Origin of the sequence: Mycobacterium kyorinense (assembly GCF_002101735.1) — a bacterium.
Taxonomy (GTDB): Bacteria; Actinomycetota; Actinomycetes; order Mycobacteriales; family Mycobacteriaceae; genus Mycobacterium; species Mycobacterium kyorinense.
This window is the reverse complement of sequence record NZ_LQPE01000027.1, coordinates 18,754-35,318: the sequence shown is the minus strand read 5'-3', so window position 1 is coordinate 35,318 and position 16,565 is coordinate 18,754. Positions and strand designations below refer to the sequence as shown.

At 65.5% G+C, this 16,565-nt stretch carries 18 protein-coding genes and 1 pseudogene; 8 read left to right on the top strand and 11 right to left on the bottom strand.

Annotation, left to right across the window (positions count from 1 at the left end):
• The first annotated feature begins 8 nt into the window (after positions 1-8).
• Genes cysS through AWC14_RS04975 form a run of 3 tightly spaced genes read left to right on the top strand, consistent with a single transcriptional unit; the run spans position 9 to position 3,235 of the window.
• A complete protein-coding gene (cysS, locus tag AWC14_RS04985; RefSeq protein ID WP_045382879.1) occupies positions 9-1,421 on the top strand; it encodes a cysteine--tRNA ligase in 1,413 nt (470 codons plus the stop codon).
• On the top strand, positions 1,411-2,343 hold the full coding sequence (rlmB, locus tag AWC14_RS04980; RefSeq protein WP_045382880.1) for a 23S rRNA (guanosine(2251)-2'-O)-methyltransferase RlmB: 933 nt from the start codon (positions 1,411-1,413) through the stop codon (positions 2,341-2,343). The genes cysS and rlmB overlap by 11 nt, the downstream gene beginning before the upstream one ends.
• A 4-nt stretch (positions 2,344-2,347) precedes the next feature.
• Positions 2,348-3,235 (top strand): glycerophosphodiester phosphodiesterase family protein, encoded by an 888-nt coding sequence (locus AWC14_RS04975; protein ID WP_045382882.1) that lies wholly within the window; start codon positions 2,348-2,350, stop codon positions 3,233-3,235.
• A gap of 170 nt (positions 3,236-3,405) precedes the next feature.
• On the opposite strand, the gene AWC14_RS04970 is transcribed toward AWC14_RS04975, so the two are convergent.
• Positions 3,406-4,377: a GlxA family transcriptional regulator gene (locus tag AWC14_RS04970; protein WP_052425660.1), complete on the bottom strand. Its 972-nt coding sequence runs from the start codon at positions 4,375-4,377 to the stop codon at positions 3,406-3,408.
• A 94-nt stretch (positions 4,378-4,471) separates the two neighbouring features.
• Between AWC14_RS04970 and AWC14_RS28535 the strand changes: the two genes are divergently transcribed.
• A complete protein-coding gene (locus AWC14_RS28535; RefSeq protein WP_045382884.1) occupies positions 4,472-4,975 on the top strand; it encodes a nuclear transport factor 2 family protein in 504 nt (167 codons plus the stop codon).
• 901 nt (positions 4,976-5,876) lie between these two features.
• Here the strand turns inward: AWC14_RS28535 and AWC14_RS04955 are convergent.
• The 6 genes and pseudogenes from AWC14_RS04955 to AWC14_RS04930 all read right to left on the bottom strand — a co-directional run bounded on the left by AWC14_RS04955 (position 5,877) and on the right by AWC14_RS04930 (position 9,606).
• Positions 5,877-6,365 (bottom strand): Imm61 family immunity protein, encoded by a 489-nt coding sequence (locus AWC14_RS04955; protein ID WP_082632548.1) that lies wholly within the window; start codon positions 6,363-6,365, stop codon positions 5,877-5,879.
• Positions 6,362-6,541: pseudogene (locus tag AWC14_RS04950) on the bottom strand (glycohydrolase toxin TNT-related protein); the annotation flags it as partial. The pseudogene AWC14_RS04950 and the gene AWC14_RS04955, both read right to left, overlap by 4 nt.
• Positions 6,542-6,581: 40 nt before the next feature.
• Positions 6,582-7,001: a hypothetical protein gene (locus AWC14_RS04945; protein ID WP_081968258.1), complete on the bottom strand. Its 420-nt coding sequence runs from the start codon at positions 6,999-7,001 to the stop codon at positions 6,582-6,584.
• Between the two features lie 54 nt (positions 7,002-7,055).
• On the bottom strand, positions 7,056-7,346 hold the full coding sequence (locus AWC14_RS04940; RefSeq protein WP_235216002.1) for a hypothetical protein: 291 nt from the start codon (positions 7,344-7,346) through the stop codon (positions 7,056-7,058).
• Positions 7,347-7,492: 146 nt separating this feature from the next.
• Positions 7,493-9,277: a hypothetical protein gene (locus AWC14_RS04935; RefSeq protein WP_052425662.1), complete on the bottom strand. Its 1,785-nt coding sequence runs from the start codon at positions 9,275-9,277 to the stop codon at positions 7,493-7,495.
• A complete protein-coding gene (locus tag AWC14_RS04930) occupies positions 9,274-9,606 on the bottom strand; it encodes a WXG100 family type VII secretion target (RefSeq protein WP_045382886.1) in 333 nt (110 codons plus the stop codon). Before AWC14_RS04930 ends, AWC14_RS04935 begins: the two co-directional genes overlap by 4 nt.
• 272 nt (positions 9,607-9,878) lie before the next feature.
• Between AWC14_RS04930 and AWC14_RS28530 the strand changes: the two genes are divergently transcribed.
• Positions 9,879-10,055 (top strand): hypothetical protein, encoded by a 177-nt coding sequence (locus tag AWC14_RS28530; RefSeq protein ID WP_211282289.1) that lies wholly within the window; start codon positions 9,879-9,881, stop codon positions 10,053-10,055.
• Between the two features lie 63 nt (positions 10,056-10,118).
• Positions 10,119-10,445 (top strand): hypothetical protein, encoded by a 327-nt coding sequence (locus tag AWC14_RS04925; RefSeq protein ID WP_142281556.1) that lies wholly within the window; start codon positions 10,119-10,121, stop codon positions 10,443-10,445.
• 402 nt (positions 10,446-10,847) lie between these two features.
• Here AWC14_RS04925 and AWC14_RS04920 read toward each other — a convergent pair whose 3' ends face one another.
• Genes AWC14_RS04920 through AWC14_RS04910 form a run of 3 tightly spaced genes read right to left on the bottom strand, consistent with a single transcriptional unit; the run spans position 10,848 to position 13,774 of the window.
• Positions 10,848-12,089 (bottom strand): SLC13 family permease, encoded by a 1,242-nt coding sequence (locus AWC14_RS04920; RefSeq protein ID WP_045382888.1) that lies wholly within the window; start codon positions 12,087-12,089, stop codon positions 10,848-10,850.
• Positions 12,090-12,095: 6 nt separating this feature from the next.
• Entirely contained in the window at positions 12,096-13,016 is a 921-nt protein-coding gene (locus tag AWC14_RS04915) for an MBL fold metallo-hydrolase (RefSeq protein ID WP_045382890.1), read from the bottom strand.
• Positions 13,016-13,774, bottom strand: a complete 759-nt coding sequence (locus tag AWC14_RS04910) for a LamB/YcsF family protein (RefSeq protein WP_045382892.1) — start codon at positions 13,772-13,774, stop codon at positions 13,016-13,018. The genes AWC14_RS04915 and AWC14_RS04910 overlap by 1 nt, the downstream gene beginning before the upstream one ends.
• An 18-nt stretch (positions 13,775-13,792) precedes the next feature.
• On the opposite strand from AWC14_RS04910, the gene AWC14_RS04905 reads away from it, so the two are divergent.
• The gene (locus AWC14_RS04905; RefSeq protein WP_057003372.1) at positions 13,793-14,638 is read left to right on the top strand and encodes a sulfurtransferase; all 846 of its coding nucleotides are present in this window, start codon (positions 13,793-13,795) and stop codon (positions 14,636-14,638) included.
• 19 nt (positions 14,639-14,657) lie between these two features.
• Positions 14,658-15,731, top strand: coding sequence for an Rv3575c family transcriptional regulator (locus tag AWC14_RS04900; protein WP_057003373.1), 1,074 nt, complete (start codon positions 14,658-14,660; stop codon positions 15,729-15,731).
• Here the strand turns inward: AWC14_RS04900 and kstR are convergent.
• Entirely contained in the window at positions 15,728-16,333 is a 606-nt protein-coding gene (kstR, locus tag AWC14_RS04895) for a cholesterol catabolism transcriptional regulator KstR (RefSeq protein WP_162267215.1), read from the bottom strand. The genes AWC14_RS04900 and kstR overlap by 4 nt on opposite strands.
• Between the last annotated feature and the right edge of the window lie 232 nt (positions 16,334-16,565).

Sequence of the window (16,565 nt, the reverse complement as noted above, 5' to 3'; positions counted from 1 at the left end):
GGCACGTCGTGACCGATCGCGCCCAGCTACGGCTACACGACACGGCGGCCGGCGCCGTGCGTGATTTCGTCCCGCTGCGGCCCGGCCACGTGTCGATCTATCTCTGCGGCGCCACCGTGCAGGGCCTGCCGCACATCGGCCATGTCCGCAGCGGCGTGGCCTTCGACATCCTGCGCCGCTGGCTCATGGCCCGCGGCTACGACGTCGCCTTCATCCGCAACGTCACCGACATCGACGACAAGATCCTCAACAAGGCTGCCGCCGCTGGCCGGCCCTGGTGGGAATGGGCCGCCACCTACGAGCGGGCGTTCACCGCCGCCTACGACGCGCTGGGTGTCTTGCCGCCGTCGGCGGAACCCCGCGCCACCGGGCACATCACCCAGATGATCGACTTGATCGAGCGGCTGATCTGCACCGGCCATGCATATACGGGCAACGGCGACGTGTACTTCGACGTGCTGAGCTACCCCGACTACGGCCAGCTGTCCGGCCACAAGATCGACGACGTCCACCAGGGTGAGGGCGTGGCGACCGGCAAGCGCGATCAGCGCGACTTCACGCTGTGGAAGGGCGCCAAGCCCGGCGAGCCGTCGTGGCCGACCCCATGGGGTCGCGGGCGGCCCGGCTGGCACACCGAATGCGTGGCCATGGCCCACGAGTACCTCGGCCCCGAATTCGACATCCATTGCGGCGGAATGGATTTGGTGTTCCCGCACCACGAGAACGAGATCGCGCAGAGCCGCGCGGCCGGCGACGGGTTCGCCCGCTACTGGTTGCACAACGGCTGGGTCACCATGGGCGGCGAGAAGATGAGCAAGTCGCTGGGCAACGTGCTGGCCATCCCGGCAATCCTGCAGCGGGTGCGGGCAGCCGAGCTGCGCTACTACCTCGGCAGCGCCCACTACCGCTCGATGCTGGAATTCTCCGAGACCGCCCTACAGGACGCGGTCAACGCCTACGTGGGCATCGAGGACTTCCTGCACCGGGTGCGCAACCGGGTTGGTGCCGTCATGCCCGGGCAGTGGACCGAGCGGTTCGCCGAAGCGCTCGACGACGATCTCGCGGTGCCGATCGCGCTGGCCGAGGTGCACCACGCCCGCGCGGAAGGCAACCGGGCGCTCGACGCCGGTGACCACGAGGGCGCACTGGCTCACGCCGCCTCCCTCCGCGCGATGATGGGCATCCTCGGCTGCGACCCGCTCGACGAGCGGTGGGAGTCGCACGACGAGACGTCTGCCGCACTGGCCGCCCTCGACGTCCTGGTGCGCTCCGAGCTGGAGCGCCGCGAAAAGGCCCGCGAGCAGCGGGACTGGGCGCTGGCCGACGAGATCCGCAACCGGCTCAAGGACGCCGGCATCGAGGTCACCGACACCGCCGACGGGCCGCAGTGGTCGCTGGGGACCGACGCCGATGCCCGGTAATTCGCGGCGCCGCGGCGCGGTTCGCAAACCCGGCACCAAGAAGGGCCCCACCGTCGGCTCCGGCGGTGTGCGCCGGCGCGGGCTGGAGGGTCGCGGCGCAACGCCGCCGGCGCATATGCGGCCCAACCATCCCGCCGCCAAGCGGCTTCGCGCCCAGCAGCGCCGCCAGACCAAACGCACCGAGGACACCACCGAGACAGTGCTCGGCCGCAACCCGGTGCTGGAATGTCTGCGGGCCGGTGTGCCGGCGACCGCTCTGTATGTTGCGCTCGGCGCCCAGGCCGACGAGCGGCTCACCGAATCCGTCACTCGCGCAGCCGATTCCGGAATCCCGATCCTCGAGGTGCCGCGCGCCGACCTGGACCGGATAACAACCAACGGTCTGCATCAGGGCATCGCGCTGCAGGTTCCGCCCTACGACTATGCCCATCCCGACGACCTGCTTGCGGCGGCGATGGAATCCCCGCCCGCGCTGCTGGTCGCGCTGGACAACATCTCCGACCCGCGCAACCTGGGTGCGATCGTGCGGTCGGTCGCGGCGTTCGCCGGGCATGGCGTGCTGATCCCGCAGCGGCGCTCGGCCTCGGTGACGGCGGTGGCATGGCGGACCAGCGCGGGCGCGGCGGCTCGAGTTCCCATTGCGCGGGCCACGAATCTTACTCGCACACTGAAGGATTGGGCCGGCCAAGGTGTGCAGCTGGTCGGGCTGGACGCCGACGGCGACACCGCGCTCGACGACCTCGACGGCACCGGCCCGGTGGCCGTGGTGGTCGGATCGGAGGGCAAGGGGCTCTCCCGGCTGGTGCGGGAAAACTGCGACGCGGTGGTGTCGATCCCGATGGCCGGCCCGGCCGAGTCGCTGAATGCCTCGGTGGCCGCCGGGGTGGTGCTCGCCGAAATCGCCCGCCAGCGCAGGCATTAACGGGATGCCGTCCCGGCTGCGCGCGCTGGTTGCGCTGGTGGCCGTTGTTGTTCTCGGCCCGCAACCGACCGCCGTCGCACAACAATCCGGCTTCGACGTGGTGGCGCATCGCGGCGCCGCCGCTGCGCTCGAAATCGGCGTCAGCACTTTGGAATTCGACATCGGCATCACCAAAGACCACCAGCCGGTGGTGTGGCATGACCAGGACATGCAGCTGGCAAAGTGCACCGACACCCGGCCCGCCTTGGACGCCGACCCGGAGTATCCCTACGTCGGAAAGCTGGTGCACGAGCTGACCCTCGCCCAGATCCACACGCTCGACTGCGGCGACCGGATCGCGACGCTGCCGGAGATCTTCGCGCTCACCGACTCCTATCGCGCCGATGTCCGCTACGACATCGAAACCAAAGTCGACCCCGAGCAGCCGTCGGCGACCGCCGGCCCGCAGGAGTTCGTCGACGTGATCCTTGCCGCAGTCCGGGCCGCGGGCAAGACCGACCGCGTCGAGATACAAAGCTTCGACTGGCGAACGCTGCCGTTGGTGCGTCAGGCGGAGCCGTCGATTCCCGTTGTGACGTTATGGAATCAAACCACCTGGCGCCCGGATTCACCGTGGCTGGCCGGAATCAACCCCGCCGTCGTCGGGGATCCGCTGATCGCCGCCAGGATGGTCGGCGCCGGCATCGTCTCGCCCGCGTACTCGCTGGTCGACAAGCCATTCGTGGACCGGGCACATGCGTTGGGGCTCAAGGTACTTCCGTGGACCATCAACGACACCGCGACCATGCGCCAACAGATCGGCGACGGTGTCGACGGCATCATCACCGACGATCCTGCGGCGTTGCGTGCGGTGATGGCCGATTTCGGCATGCCACTGCCGCCCAGTTACTAAGGCTTAGAGTCGGTCAGGCTCCGATGCCCGACTTGGCTCAATTTAGTGCACACCTGTCAACGTTCAGTGGGATTTCTGGGCCAGTGGACACGAGAATTCCGGATCGACGGACACGTCATTCGGCTGCGAGCGCTTGGTACTGATTGATGGGTGTCGTTGAGGCTGCGGCCTCACCGGTTGAGCGGCGTTGTCGATGTCGCTTGCCTGAACTCGCCGGGGCGGAATCCGGCGTGTTTGGCGAACACGTGGGAGAACGCGCCGACGTCGGCGTAGCCGACCTGGCTGGCGATGTCGGTGATGGTGGTGTTGTCGTTGCGCAGCAGGTCCTTGGCGGCCTCGACCCGCACCCGTTGCAGGTATTGGCTGGGTAGTTCGCCGGTCGCGGCTTTGAATCGGCGGGTCAGGGTTCGTGGACTCATGTGGAAACGATCGGCGAGCGTAGCGACGGTGAGCGGCTGGTGGTATCTGGTTTCGAGCAGTCGCTGCATCTCCAGCACGTCGTGGTCGCGGTGATATTTCTGGCCGTCGAACGCCACAGTCGCGATCCGGTAGGTGCGTTGGATGTCGACGAGTGCGGACGCGGCCACCCTTGCGGCGATCTCGCCGCCGTAGAGCCGTGCGATGACGGTGACGAGCAGGTCGCAGCCGGAGTTGATGCCGACCGCGCAGTACGTGCCGGCGGCTTCGGTGATGGCGCGGCTGGGGCGCAGGTCGACGTTCGGGTAGCGGCGGGCGAAGTCGTCGGCTTGCCTGGCATAGGTGGTGGCGGCGCCGTGGTCGAGCAGGCCCGCCGCCGCGAGCAGCATCGTTGCCGGGCCGTGGCCGGCGATGATCGCGCCGGATTCGTGTTGCCGGGTCAGCCACGCCAGCAGGGCCGTGTTCTGCTCGATCGCCCGCTCGGGCGGCTGCCAGAACCCGGCCACCCACACCAGGGCGCAGTCGCCGAGGTCGGCGAGCGCGCAATCAGCGGAAATCGTTACCGCGCCGCCGCATTCGACCGGGCCGCCGTCTGTCGTCGCGGTCACCACGCGGTCACGGTCGGCGGCGGACCGTTCGCGGCAGGCCATCCACAACAGGTCGCGGGCGATGGCGACGCTGGTCGCGATGGCCGTGTGCGGGGCGACGACGACGAGCAGGCTCACGGCCTCGATTGTCGGTGAACGTGTCGCATTTGACTACGGAGTTGACGGAAATGCCGTAACTCTGCCGGCTGGGCCGGTCGTACCATCGGAGTTCGTGAGCAGCAATCCGATACTGGACGATCTGACCGCGCGGATCGAGAAGACCTGGAACGAGCGCGATCTCGACGCCGCGATGGAGCTCTACACGGATGACATCATGTATCGCGACTTCAGCACGGGCCGTGAACTGCACGGGATCGACGCGGTCCGCCGACACGCGGCCGCGGTGTTTCGGCGCTTCGACATGGCCTGGACGGTCACCGCGATCCAGCCGTTCGCCGATGTCGACGGCGGCATCATCTTCTGGAATATGCGCGGCGGCCTCATCGGGGCACACGCCAGCATCGATTCCTACGGCCTGGATTACGTGCTGATCCGCGACGGCAAGTTCAGCCGCGACGACGTCTACTTCGATAGCGCCCAGCTGGCGCCGCTTGCTCTCTCGCTGCGGGATGCGCCCGCGATCGTCCGTTTCGGCCTGTCGAGATTCGGGCTCGCCAACGCCGCCAAGGTCGCCCGTGCGATGGTCGCAGCCACCGCAACCCGAGCCGTCGCCTGATCGACTCTCGACGCGGGCACCCGTCGCGAGTCTGGAGGAATCTCCGCTGGGTCCGGCCAGCCCTGGCAGATTGAAGGTGCGCACATCGGCCACGAGCGCAGCCCACGACCGGAAACTTAGTGCGCAAATTTCGCCGATCCCAACCACAAACCAGCAGGTCAACTCGACTGCAATTACTCGATGCCGCGAAACGTGAGCCAAGTCAGGTTAGAGTGGGTCAGGCTCCGATGGCTGCGGTATATCCGTCATTCAACGACTCTCCGAATCCATCCCCCCGCGGAAGTGATGCCGCACTTCGCGATCTATCTATCTCACCCACTAATGCCTACGTCAGATGAACGCCAGGGTCAGGCTTTGTTAGCGATCTGCTCAATGTCATCCACTGATTTAGACATGAGGTGGCTAAAGATCGTTGCGGTACCTGAGATCAAAATAGCGCAGTCGCCATTCAAGCATATTTTAATGTGTCCATCACCTAATTCGGAAACCTCGACTCCGGGCGCATAACCCTGCCTGTACAAATCGGCCCCCAACGACCCGGACGCAAGGCTGGAACGCGCGAGAGTCACCCAGTCCCAGACTAGGTACTTTTCTGCTAGATCGAAGGTCGACAGCTTAGCAATCGCATTTTGTCGGTGGTGACGGTCGTCCACCGTATCGACTACCCACCAGGATCGGTCATTGCGAAGGTGTACCGAATGGTCACCGGAACCGAATAGGATCTCGCAGTCGTCGCAGTCCGTCGAGACGGATATATCGCCGCCACCAATCCCCGGTGCCCATTGGTACCAGTTCGCCGATAAGCGCGGGAAATCTACCATTGATTGGCCCTCCCTAGGAATCACCACCTGACGAATTCTGTGATGTCGCCTATCCAGAGGGTTTTCTACAGCTCCCACTATTATCGACCGACGCCATTCATTACCATCTCTTCAATCTCATCCACCGATTTCAGTATCAGATGGCTAAATATCGTGGCATCCGATTGAGGCAGAATCGCATTGCCGGCGGACGACTGCAACTCAACGCGCCATTCACTTTCAGCCGGCGCCAAACTTACATCGCTGCTGTACCCTTGCTTGTACAATTGAGGCCCGAAGGCTTCTAGCCGTAGCGCGTTCCGAGTAAACGAGGCCCATCTCCAAATGAGGTACTTTTCCGCCAACTGGAATGTGGATAGTGTAGCGGTCGCGTTATAGCGTTTGTTGCGATCGTCGACTTCGTCAACAATCCACCAGTTGTCATCTTGACGTAGGTGAAAAGATTGGTCATCGGAGATGAAGCTGACCTGGCAGTCGCCGCACTCAGTCGAGACTGATACGCCAGGCATGCGGAGCATGCCGGTCCATTCAATCCACGCCGAACACAATCGGCTGAAATCATTCGTCATTTGCCAACCACTTTCAGGTAACCGAACTCAACCAACCTGTCCACGGACGCCTTTTCTCCGGGTGGCGCGATGATTCTGTATTGTGTGCCGCCGCCGGGCTGGTGGAACCAGGGGGCGGCTTGCGATTGCTCGATGTGCCAGCCGGACGGGAGCGCGGTGGGGTCGTTTATGACGTAAACGGGCCAGAAGCACCGCTGGTGGCTTGGCTTCCTCGACCTATGTCTTGGGCGGACCAAAATACTTAATTGCATTTGCGTTTTCCAGTTCAGTAACTGCCTTACATGACTGAACGGCTGAAGAGTCTGAGAACAGATCTTCTATGCGACCCAGGTTATCGCGAATCCACGCCACTGTCTCCTCCGCAGGAACCCTGTTCGTCTCGTCGTACCCATCAAGATGCTGGCGAATTACCGGGAGGCGGAACCAGTTTTCGGGTGCATTCAACTTAGTTGGTGCGACATAAAACTGCATCTGTCCCCGGTCATTAGCGAGCTGCCAACTAAGTAGAGGTCCTGTGAGTGTCAATGAGGCGTTGATCGTTGCAACACCCCCGGTCCTGGAATTCGTAATGCGATAATGCGGATCCAAATACAGGAAGTCGAAATACTTCAGATAGAACTCTAAGAGGGTCTTCATTTCGGTGCTCCCCGTTGGTGGAACCAAAGTATTATCCCAGGAGTGGGGCCTCGATTAGGTGAGCCCCTCCTGTTGCCTCCAACGCGTCCAGTACCGATCTGAGTTGAATTGCCGCAATGTCCTGAGGGTTTCGCATGCGGTGTCGACCGACTTGTCAGAAAATAGCTGCTCGACGCGACTGCTATTTTTTCGCAGCCATTCGATTTCTTTCGCGGCAGAGAGGTATTCAATCTCGTCGTCACCATCCAAGTACTGTTTGACCAGCGAGACCCAGAACCAGTTTTCCGCCGTCGCCCGATCGGTAGGTGCAACGGTCAGCTCGAATTGCCCGCGGTTATTGGTCAAGTTCCAACTGAGTATCGGACTAGTAAGTCGGAGGGATGCATCAGTATCCTCTAGGCCGCGGGTCTTCGAATCGGTAATATGATAACGCGGATCTAGGTACAGCAAGTCGAAGTACTTCAAAAAGTACTCTAAGAGCGTTTTCATTCCTAGCTACCTCCGCCGGATGGAACCCATCTGGTTTCACTTACTTGGCGATACCCATGTAATTCTAGGTACCTGATTTCAGCTGCCGTGTAGGTGTCCGGCCTGACCGTACTGAATGGCACCGACAAGGTGATACTGTCGCGGTTGGCGATTGCCATATCGAGCACATGCTGATTCGCTGCCAGCCGTTCGGTGGGGGTGGCAGCATTCCATGCTTCCCCGATGTCGAAGTAACTGGCTCCGTGTTGCTGTGCGACATCGATGTATGACTGACCACCTCCCACCGGACTATATGGCCCAAGAACCGTTTCGCCACTGCCAGTGAGGTGCTGTTCGGACAATGCCCGCAGTTCTGGGGCCATGTGATCGAGCGGGTTGTCCAGGGTGAATGCGGGTCCGGATGTCGCAGGTTCAGGAGGCAGCGGGTGTGCGCCATCGCCGCCCGGTAGTGGCGAATCGTGGGGGCCGCTTTCAGGGAGCGGATGGTCGTGAGTGACCGGTGGTGCGGGATGGTCGCCCGCGGGTAAGGGAGTGGGGTGTTCGGCGGCGGGACCGACCGGGGCGTGAGGTACCGGAGCGTGGCCGTCTAGTTCCGCGGTGGCCATCGAGGCGCGGATCTCCGCTGCGGAGAGGGCGCGGGGTAGCACGTTGTCGGAGGTGATGCCGGCGAGGGCTTCGCGGGTGAACAGTGCTCGAAGTCCTTGCCAGGCGGCTTCGGCGCCGGCTTTGCCGGCCATAGCGGTGGGGCCGGCGCCCACCGCGCCGAAGACGGCGTTCTGGAGTAGCTGGTCGTCGGGGAGTGCGCGGCCCTCATCGAGGATGCGGGTGCCGACGAGTTTGCCGTCTTTGTAGGTGTAGTAGGCGTGTGTGCCCTGGTCGAAGATCTCGCCGGTGCCGTTTTTCAGTGAACCGGTCACCTGCATCGTTTGGCCGTTGAGGGTGTAGTTGAACAGCAGCTTGCCGTCCGGGCCGATGGTCACCGATTTGGGGTCGATGCCCGAGTAGTTGGGGATTTTGCCCAGGTCATCGAGAGCGGTGGCGAGGTTCTTTTTCAGCTCCGACAGTTTGGCCAGCGCGGCCTGGGCCTCGGGGCTGCCCGCGCCGTGCGTGTACGCCGCTTTCGAGGCCTCATCGAGAGCCTTTTGGGCCGCCTTGACCCGGGCCATGGCGTCCACGACGGCCTGGTTGTTGGCGCGGCCGAGGTCGTCCAGTGTCGATTTAGCGTTCGGCGCGTTCGGGTCGGAAGGCGGATCGCCCGACGGTTGCCCATCGGGTGTCTGGGTTCCGGTGCCCGCGCGCAGCACGGCGGCCAAATCGGTGTTGGCTTTCTCTGCTTTGAGCAGCAGTGCTGAGATTTTGTGTTGCAGCTCTTCGACTTTGGTCTTGACCTTCTGCACATCTTCATCGGCCCACCCGGTGGTGTCCGGTGGGCTCACCGTGTTGGTTTTAGTGTCGATGTGCACGGCCGGCATGGCGTTGGCCTCAGCGAAAATATCGGCCAGTTCCTTTTTGACCGCCGCGACTTCCTGAGCGGCGTGCCCAGCACCCAGCGCGACTTTGAACGCATCTTGGGCCGAGAGCTCCATCTTGCCGCCGGTCTTGGCCAGCCCCTCTTGAGCGGTGCTGGCTGCCTCACCGTGCCAGGTGGTGAACACCGGCAGGTTAGGAATGTTTTGCGCGGCTTCGCGGCTGTGCCGTGCACGCGCTGCAGCAGCCTCGGCGAACTCGCTGATCTGCTCGGCGTCCCACTCCTGCAGATCGGCGATGCACAGCCCCACCCGCGTCACATCCCCATGCTCATGCGCTGGGCCAGATCGGCCACCGAAGCCTCAATGGTCGCGCCCGCGTCGGTGTCGGTGGTTTCATATTTCGCCGCCGCGGTGCGCAACTTGTCGGCATGTTCACACAGTTCGCGGTGATGAGCGGCGGTCTCGTCTTTCCAGTGCTCCGTCAACTCCGCTAACGCCGCCGCAGACTCCCCGATAAACCCACTCTGGGTAGTAGCGATGCGCTCATGGGCCGCCGCGTGTCCGGCCAGGAAATTCGTGGCATGGGTGTCGACGTGCTCGCCTGCCACCCGGGCCTGCACCGGGTCAACCTGCAAATTGTCGCCCATTCCCGTTGTCCGACCTCGTGCCCAGCTGGTTGCCGTGCGGTTTGGGCAGTAGTTTACCGTCGTCCCAGCACCAGCTGATGCGGCAAAACCGATCCCGCCGTGAACCGGCGGGGCGCCACCGCGCCCGGAAGCGCAAGGTATGGGCAAGGGCCGGCGGGTCGTCGAGCGGCAGCCGGTGATTACCCTCGATTCGTCGTTGGCCGGTCAATGGTGTTAGGTACCTGGTTTATAGCTGGCCGGGCGGTGAATCATCATCGACGAGGCGATGCGGTGTGAAGACTCTGCATGTAATGCGCCGCGTATTGGAGCAACGCCGGCAGGCGCTCGAACAGGACCTCGGGCATCGCGTAATTGGCGCCGCGGCATGCGAGGTATTGGGTGATCTGATCGAACGGGCCCGGGCGCTGACCGATCAGACGCCCGCCGATGCGCCCATCACCCGCAGCTAAGTCGAGAATCAGGTAAGTGCGGAGATCGAGACGCTGCGGGTGATCTCGGTGACGTTGACCCGGATGGCCGACCTGATGAGCGAAGGCCAACATGTCATCGACGAGCGCCGCCAGCCCTTTATCCGTTTGATCGGCCGTATTGAATCCGAGGGCTACGCGGTGGACACCGACACGTTCACTACCGTGACTGATCCCAGGGACTGGTCGGTTCCGGCCACCATCGACGACCCAGCGGTCCACGTCATGTTGACCGCCGAGAAGATCACCCGCGCTGAACAGGCCGCGCTCTATCAGCAACGCCTGCAACGCATGGACGCTGCAATCAACCGAATCGAAGCCGACTATGCCCAGAAAATTCGTGACCTCACACACGGACCCAGCGGGCAGTGACCCTCGCCTCGCGAGCGCGGTTGAGCGAGTACTCGGCTATTGCGGCCGGCACGTGTGCGGGGATGGCTTTGGCGAGTTCGGCGGCAAAGAATGGTGCCGAACTTGCTATTGCGACGTTGCACAGTCCGGTAGGCCGTCCGCGGTACCACTACGCTCGGAAACCGCTGCCGACATCGCTGTAGGCGGCTTGCTTGCGTGACCAGCGGCGAATGATTCTGCGGGCCGCCTGGTAGGCGTCTTTGGCGATCTCCATGCACGCCGTCGCCTTCCGTGGCCCGTAGACACCCCAGAGCGCCCAGGTCGACGCCCAGACTCATATCAGGGCGTCGACATGATATGCTGGTATTCCTTGTCGCTCAACGTATTCGGTGATGAATGCTTGGTGAAAGAGATCGCCAGCTACTAAACGCCCAGCAGTCGCACGCTGACCCACAGCGCCAGCACCGCCGCGACGAGCGCAGTGGGGACCGTGCACAGCCCGAGCCGGGTGTATTCGCCGACGCTGGCTGGAACGTCGTGGCGGCGTAACACCCTGCGCCACAGCAGGTTCGACAGCGATCCGACATAGGTCAGGTTCGGTCCGATGTTCACCCCGATCAGCACCGCCAGGATCGCCGCCGGCCCACTACTCGCGGCGAGCGGCACCAACACCAGCGTCGCGGGCAGGTTGTTGACGATGTTCGCCAGCACGGCCGCAACGGCCGCGATGCCCAGCAATGCAAGCAGGCCCGAGCCCGCCGGCAAAACCGCCCGCATCCCGTCGGCGAACCCGTTGAGCATGACGGCCTGCACCACCACGCCGAGCGCCAGCACGAACAACAGGAACGGCACGTTGACCGCGCGCACGATCTCTACCACCGAGGTGTGCCGTCGAGCGAGGCTGCGTACCGCCAACACCGAAGCCCCGGCCAACGCCGCCCAGGCCGGTGCCACGCCGGCAGCTTCGGCGATCGCGAACCCCGCCAACGTCAGCGCGACCACCGCCAGCACGAACACCGGCGGCCGGGCCGGCGGCCCGATTTCCTGCCGCTCCGGCATCACGGAAAGGTCACGCCTAAAAAACCACCGGAATACCGCGTACACGCTGGCGACCGCCGCCAGCCACGGCAGCGTCATCAGCACTGTGAATTTGACGAACGACAGGTCGGCCACGTGAAAAGCGAGCAGGTTGGTCAGGTTCGACACCGGAAGCAGAAGCGAGGCGGCGTTGGCCAAATGCGCGCTGGCATACGCATGTGGGCGCACCGGCGCCCCCAACCACCGGACCGTCGCCAGCACCACCGGAGTCAACAGCACCACGGTGGCGTCCAGGCTCAGCGCTGCGGTGATCACGGCGGCGATGACGAACACCTGCCGCAGCAGCCGTTGCGGCCCGAAACGGGAGTGCGCCATCGCCGCGCCGGCCGCCTCGAACAGGCCTTCGTCGTCGCACAGCTTGGCCAGCACCAACACCGCGCCCAGGAATGCGACCACCCGCGCCAGGCTGGCCACTTCGGCCACGGCCTGATGCACCGAGATCGCGCCGACCCCGAGCAGCACGACGACGGCGGGAACGGCGGCGAACGCCTCCGGCCATCCCCGCGGCCGGGCCACCGCGAACCCCAGCACGACAGCAAGAAGCAGCAGCGCAAGAAGTAAGGTCAATGTTCTTCAGTTCCAGGGGTCTTCGCGTCGCCACACCGTCGGCATATCCAGTGCGATTCCGTCATCTGCGGCCAGCCGGTCGAGCACGCGCATCGAAGCATCCAAATCGTCGCCCGCATATGGCAACGCCCGCAACGGTTTCGACAGAGGCCGGAAGAAGTCGTCCCAGTGGATCGGCACCACTCTGCGCGCACCCACCGCGCGCACCGTCTCGGTCCAGTAGTCGACGAGGTAGCCCTCCGGCTGTAGGCCAAGCTGTCCGACGCCGAGGTAGACGACCTCGGCGCGCTGCCCGGCCAGCGCGCCCTTGACGAAACCGGCACTGCCCTGGATCACGCACCGCCGGCCCGACGGTCGATGGTGCACGATCGCCGACCAGGCCTCCCCGCAGCGGTACGCCGACGCCTTCACCGGCGGGACTACCGGTGCGGTGATCGCACCGGGAAACCGATCGGGTGGGCAATGCTGCGACTCGATCAACGTCAACTCGAAGGCGCCCAACACAATTGGCTCGCCGGACGCCGCGACCGTGATGCGCTCGGCCGGTAGGCCATACCCGCGTCCCACGTTGGCTGCCGATTCGCCGCCGACCAGTTGCGCACCGGTGCGGTCGGCGACCAGCGCGGAGTCCAACGCGTGGTCGATATGGGTATGCACCGGGATCACGGCCTCCAGCCGCGACACCTTGGCCCGGGCCAGGCAGCCGTCGACCCGGGCAGGCGAGGGCGCCACCTTGCGCAGCGCGATGCGCGTCAGGCTGGGGCGGGAGAAGTAGCCGTCGGTCATCAGCGCCGACGAGCCGTCGTCGAGCAGCAGCGTCGAGACCCCCATCCACGTCACCGCCAGCGGCGCACCGGAATCCGCAGTCGGCACGGTAAAGCGATGGGCATACCGGGCGATGTCCGGGCGCCCGGGCCGCAGCCGCATCAGCTGAATGCCTTCAGGTCGATGCCGTCGGCCTTCAGCCGGTCGCGGACCGCCTCGGCGATCTGCACCGCGCCCGGTGAATCACCGTGCACGCACACCGATTCCAGCTGGATGTCGATCGTCGAGCCTTCGACCGCGGTGACGGAGCCCTTGGTCACCATGCCCACCACCCGCTCGGCGATCGCCGCCGGGTCGTGCAACACAGCGCCGGGTTCGCGGCGGGACACCAGCCGGCCGTCCGCCCGGTAGGCGCGATCGGCGAAAGCTTCCGGCACGGTGCGCAGGCCGCGCTGCGCGGCCTCGTCGAAAAAGGCCGAGCCCGCCAGGCCCAGCACCGGCAGCCCGGGGTCCACCACGCGCACCGCCTCGGCGACCGCGGCGGCCTGCGCATGGTTGGTGACGATCGTGTTGTACAGCGCGCCATGGGGTTTGACGTAGGACACCGCCGAGCCGGCGGCCTGTGCCAACCCTTGCAGGGCACCGATCTGATAGACGACGTCGGCGAGCAGATCGTCGGCGGTGACGTCGATGAAGCGTCTGCCGAAGCCGGCCAGGTCGCGGTAGCTCACCTGGGCGCCGATGCGCACACCGCGTTCGGCGGCGACGCGGCAGACCCGCAACAGCCCGGCCGGGTCGCCCGCGTGGAAGCCGCACGCCACGTTGGCGCTGGTGACGATGCCGAGCATGGCGTCGTCGTCACCGAGGCGCCAGACGCCGAAGCCCTCGCCCAGGTCGGCGTTGAGATCCACGGAGGCCACGGACGTTAGCTTAGGGCTGTGGAGAGCACGCGTGCCGAGGTCTTGATCAGCGCGACCGAGTTGGCGGAGCGCATCGAGAAAGGTCAGCCGGTCACGATTCTCGATGTGCGCTGGCAGCTCAGCCAGCCGGACGGGCGGGCCGCCTACCGGCAAGGCCACATTCCGGGCGCGGTGTACGTGTCGCTCGAGGAGGAGCTGACCGATCACACGGTCAGCGGGCGGGGCCGCCATCCGCTGCCCTCCGGACGCAGCGTCGAGGCGGCCGCGCGACGGTGGGGCGTCCGTCGAGGTGTGCCGGTGGTGGCCTACGACGACTGGAATCGGGCCGGTTCGGCGCGGGCCTGGTGGGTGCTGACGGCAGCCGGGCTCGACGACGTGCGCATCCTCGACGGCGGCTTGGGCGCGTGGATTGCGGCCGGCGGCGCACTCGAGGCCGGCATGGTCACACCCGAGCCGGGAGACGCCACGGTGCCGCACGGTGACCTGTATGCCGGAGCCCGGCGCACGCTGACCGCACAGCAGGTCGCCGTCGCGGACGTGCTGCTCGACGCCCGAGCGCCCGAACGCTTTCGCGGTGACGTCGAGCCCGTCGACCCGGTCGCCGGCCACATCCCGGGCGCCAGAAACGTGCCCAGCACCAGCCTGTTGGGCACCGACGGCACATTCCTGCCCTACGAGGAGCTGCGCGAGCTGGTCGGGAAACACGGCGCGGACACCGGCGTGTACTGCGGCTCGGGGATCACCGCGTCGGTGGTCGTCGCGGCACTGGCCGCCGCGGGAGTGGACGCGGCGTTGTTTCCAGGCTCGTGGTCGGAGTGGATTTCCGATCCCGCGCGGCCGGTAGCCCGTGGCGGGCGGGGCTGAGCCGGTAGCCTCACGGGGCATGAGTCCCACGCCGCGACGGCGGGCGACCCTGGCATCGCTCGCCGCCGAGCTCAAGGTGTCGCGGACCACCATCTCCAACGCCTACAACCGGCCCGACCAACTGTCGCCCGAATTGCGAGAGCGGGTGCTGGCTGCCGCGAAACGACTGGGGTATCCGGGTCCCGATCCGGTGGCGCGGTCGCTGCGCACCCGCAAGGCCGGCGCGGTCGGTCTGGTCAGCACCGAACCGCTGACCTATTCGTTCAGCGACCCGGCCGCGCTGGATTTCGTTGCGGGACTGGCACAGTCGTGCGAGGAGCGCGGCCAGGGACTGATGCTGATCGCCGTCGGGCCGAGCCGCTCGGTGGCCAAGGGGTCCGAATCAGTGCTCGCGGCGGGCGTCGATGGATTCGTGGTGTACTCGGTGTCCGACGACGACCCCTACCTGCAGGTCGCGCTGCAGCGACGGCTGCCGGTGGTCGTGGTCGACCAGCCCAAAGACGTCCCCGGCACCTCGCGGGTCGGCATCGACGACCGGGCGGCGATGCGTGAGCTTGCCGACCACGTGCTCGGATTGGGCCATCGGCAGATCGGGCTGCTGACAATGCGGCTGCGGCGGGACCGCCGCGAAGGGGTGGTCAACGCGGCACGCCTGAGGTCTGCCACATTTCAGGTGCAAGCCGAACGCATTCACGGTGTGCGCGACGCGATGACCGCCGCCGGCCTCGACCCGGAGTCGCTGACCGTCGTCGAAAGCTACGAGCACACGCCCACGTCGGGCGGCGTCGCCGCGCAGGTGGCGTTGCAGGCCAACCCGCGCATCACCGCGCTGATGTGCACCGCCGACGTCCTCGCCCTTTCGGCGATGGACTACCTGCGCGGCCGGGGCACCTATGTGCCGGGGCAGATGACCGTCACCGGCTTCGACGGCGTGCCCGAAGCGCGGCGTCGCGGCCTGACCACGGTTGCGCAGCCGAGCCTGGACAAGGGCCGTCGCGCCGGTGAGCTCTTGCACGGCGACGGCAACCACCCGGCCGTCGAACTGCTGGAAACCACACTGGTCCGCGGGCGTACGGCCGGGCCGCCGGGTTAGATCTTGGGGTGCTCCTGGTCGCCGATCAGCAGCCGCACCGCCAGATCCAGCCGCTTGCTCACGTCGGTCGCCGATGCCCGACGGGTCAGCCAGGCGAGCAAGTTGGAGGTCCACACGTTCGAGAGCACCCGAGCGATGTGGTACTCCTCCTCGCTCGGCTCGCCGTCGGCCATCGCGCGGGCGAACATCGAGTCGATGACCTTCTCGACGTGGTCGACCTCGCCGGCCGCTGACGCGTCGGCAAACACGTACGCGCGGGTCATCGCCTCGGTCAGCAGCGGGTTGCGCTGCATCGCACGGTTGAGCCTGTTGATCATGAAATTCAGCCGCTGATACGGCGTTCCACCGGTCAACGTGGACCGGTCGGTCTTGGCGTCGATGCGCTCGAACTCGCGGCCCAGCGCCGAGACCAGCAAATGCACCTTCGACGGGAAGTAGCGGTACAGCGTGCCGACCGCGACGTCCGCCCGGTCGGCCACCGCGCGCATCTGGACAGCTTCGTAGCCGCCCTTGGAGGCAATCGCCAGCGTCGCGTCCAGGATGCGTTTGCGACGCTCCCGCTGCGCCTCGGACCCGAGTTCGGACTCGGCCAAAACCGCCACGTTCATGACCTCACGGGGCTGTGCATCCCCGGAGCGGCCCGAATTGGCGTTCGCTGGCGACGACATGTGACGGGCAGCTCCTTCGTGTTGCGTTCCCGCTCAAACGATACGCACGCAGAGCGCGAATTTCCCATCTCGCTGCAGCCGGACACCGGTGCATCCTGCTGCGATGGCGTTCGACTTGACGGTCGATCGCTGGCACTATTAGAACACGTTCTAGTCAACCGAGGAG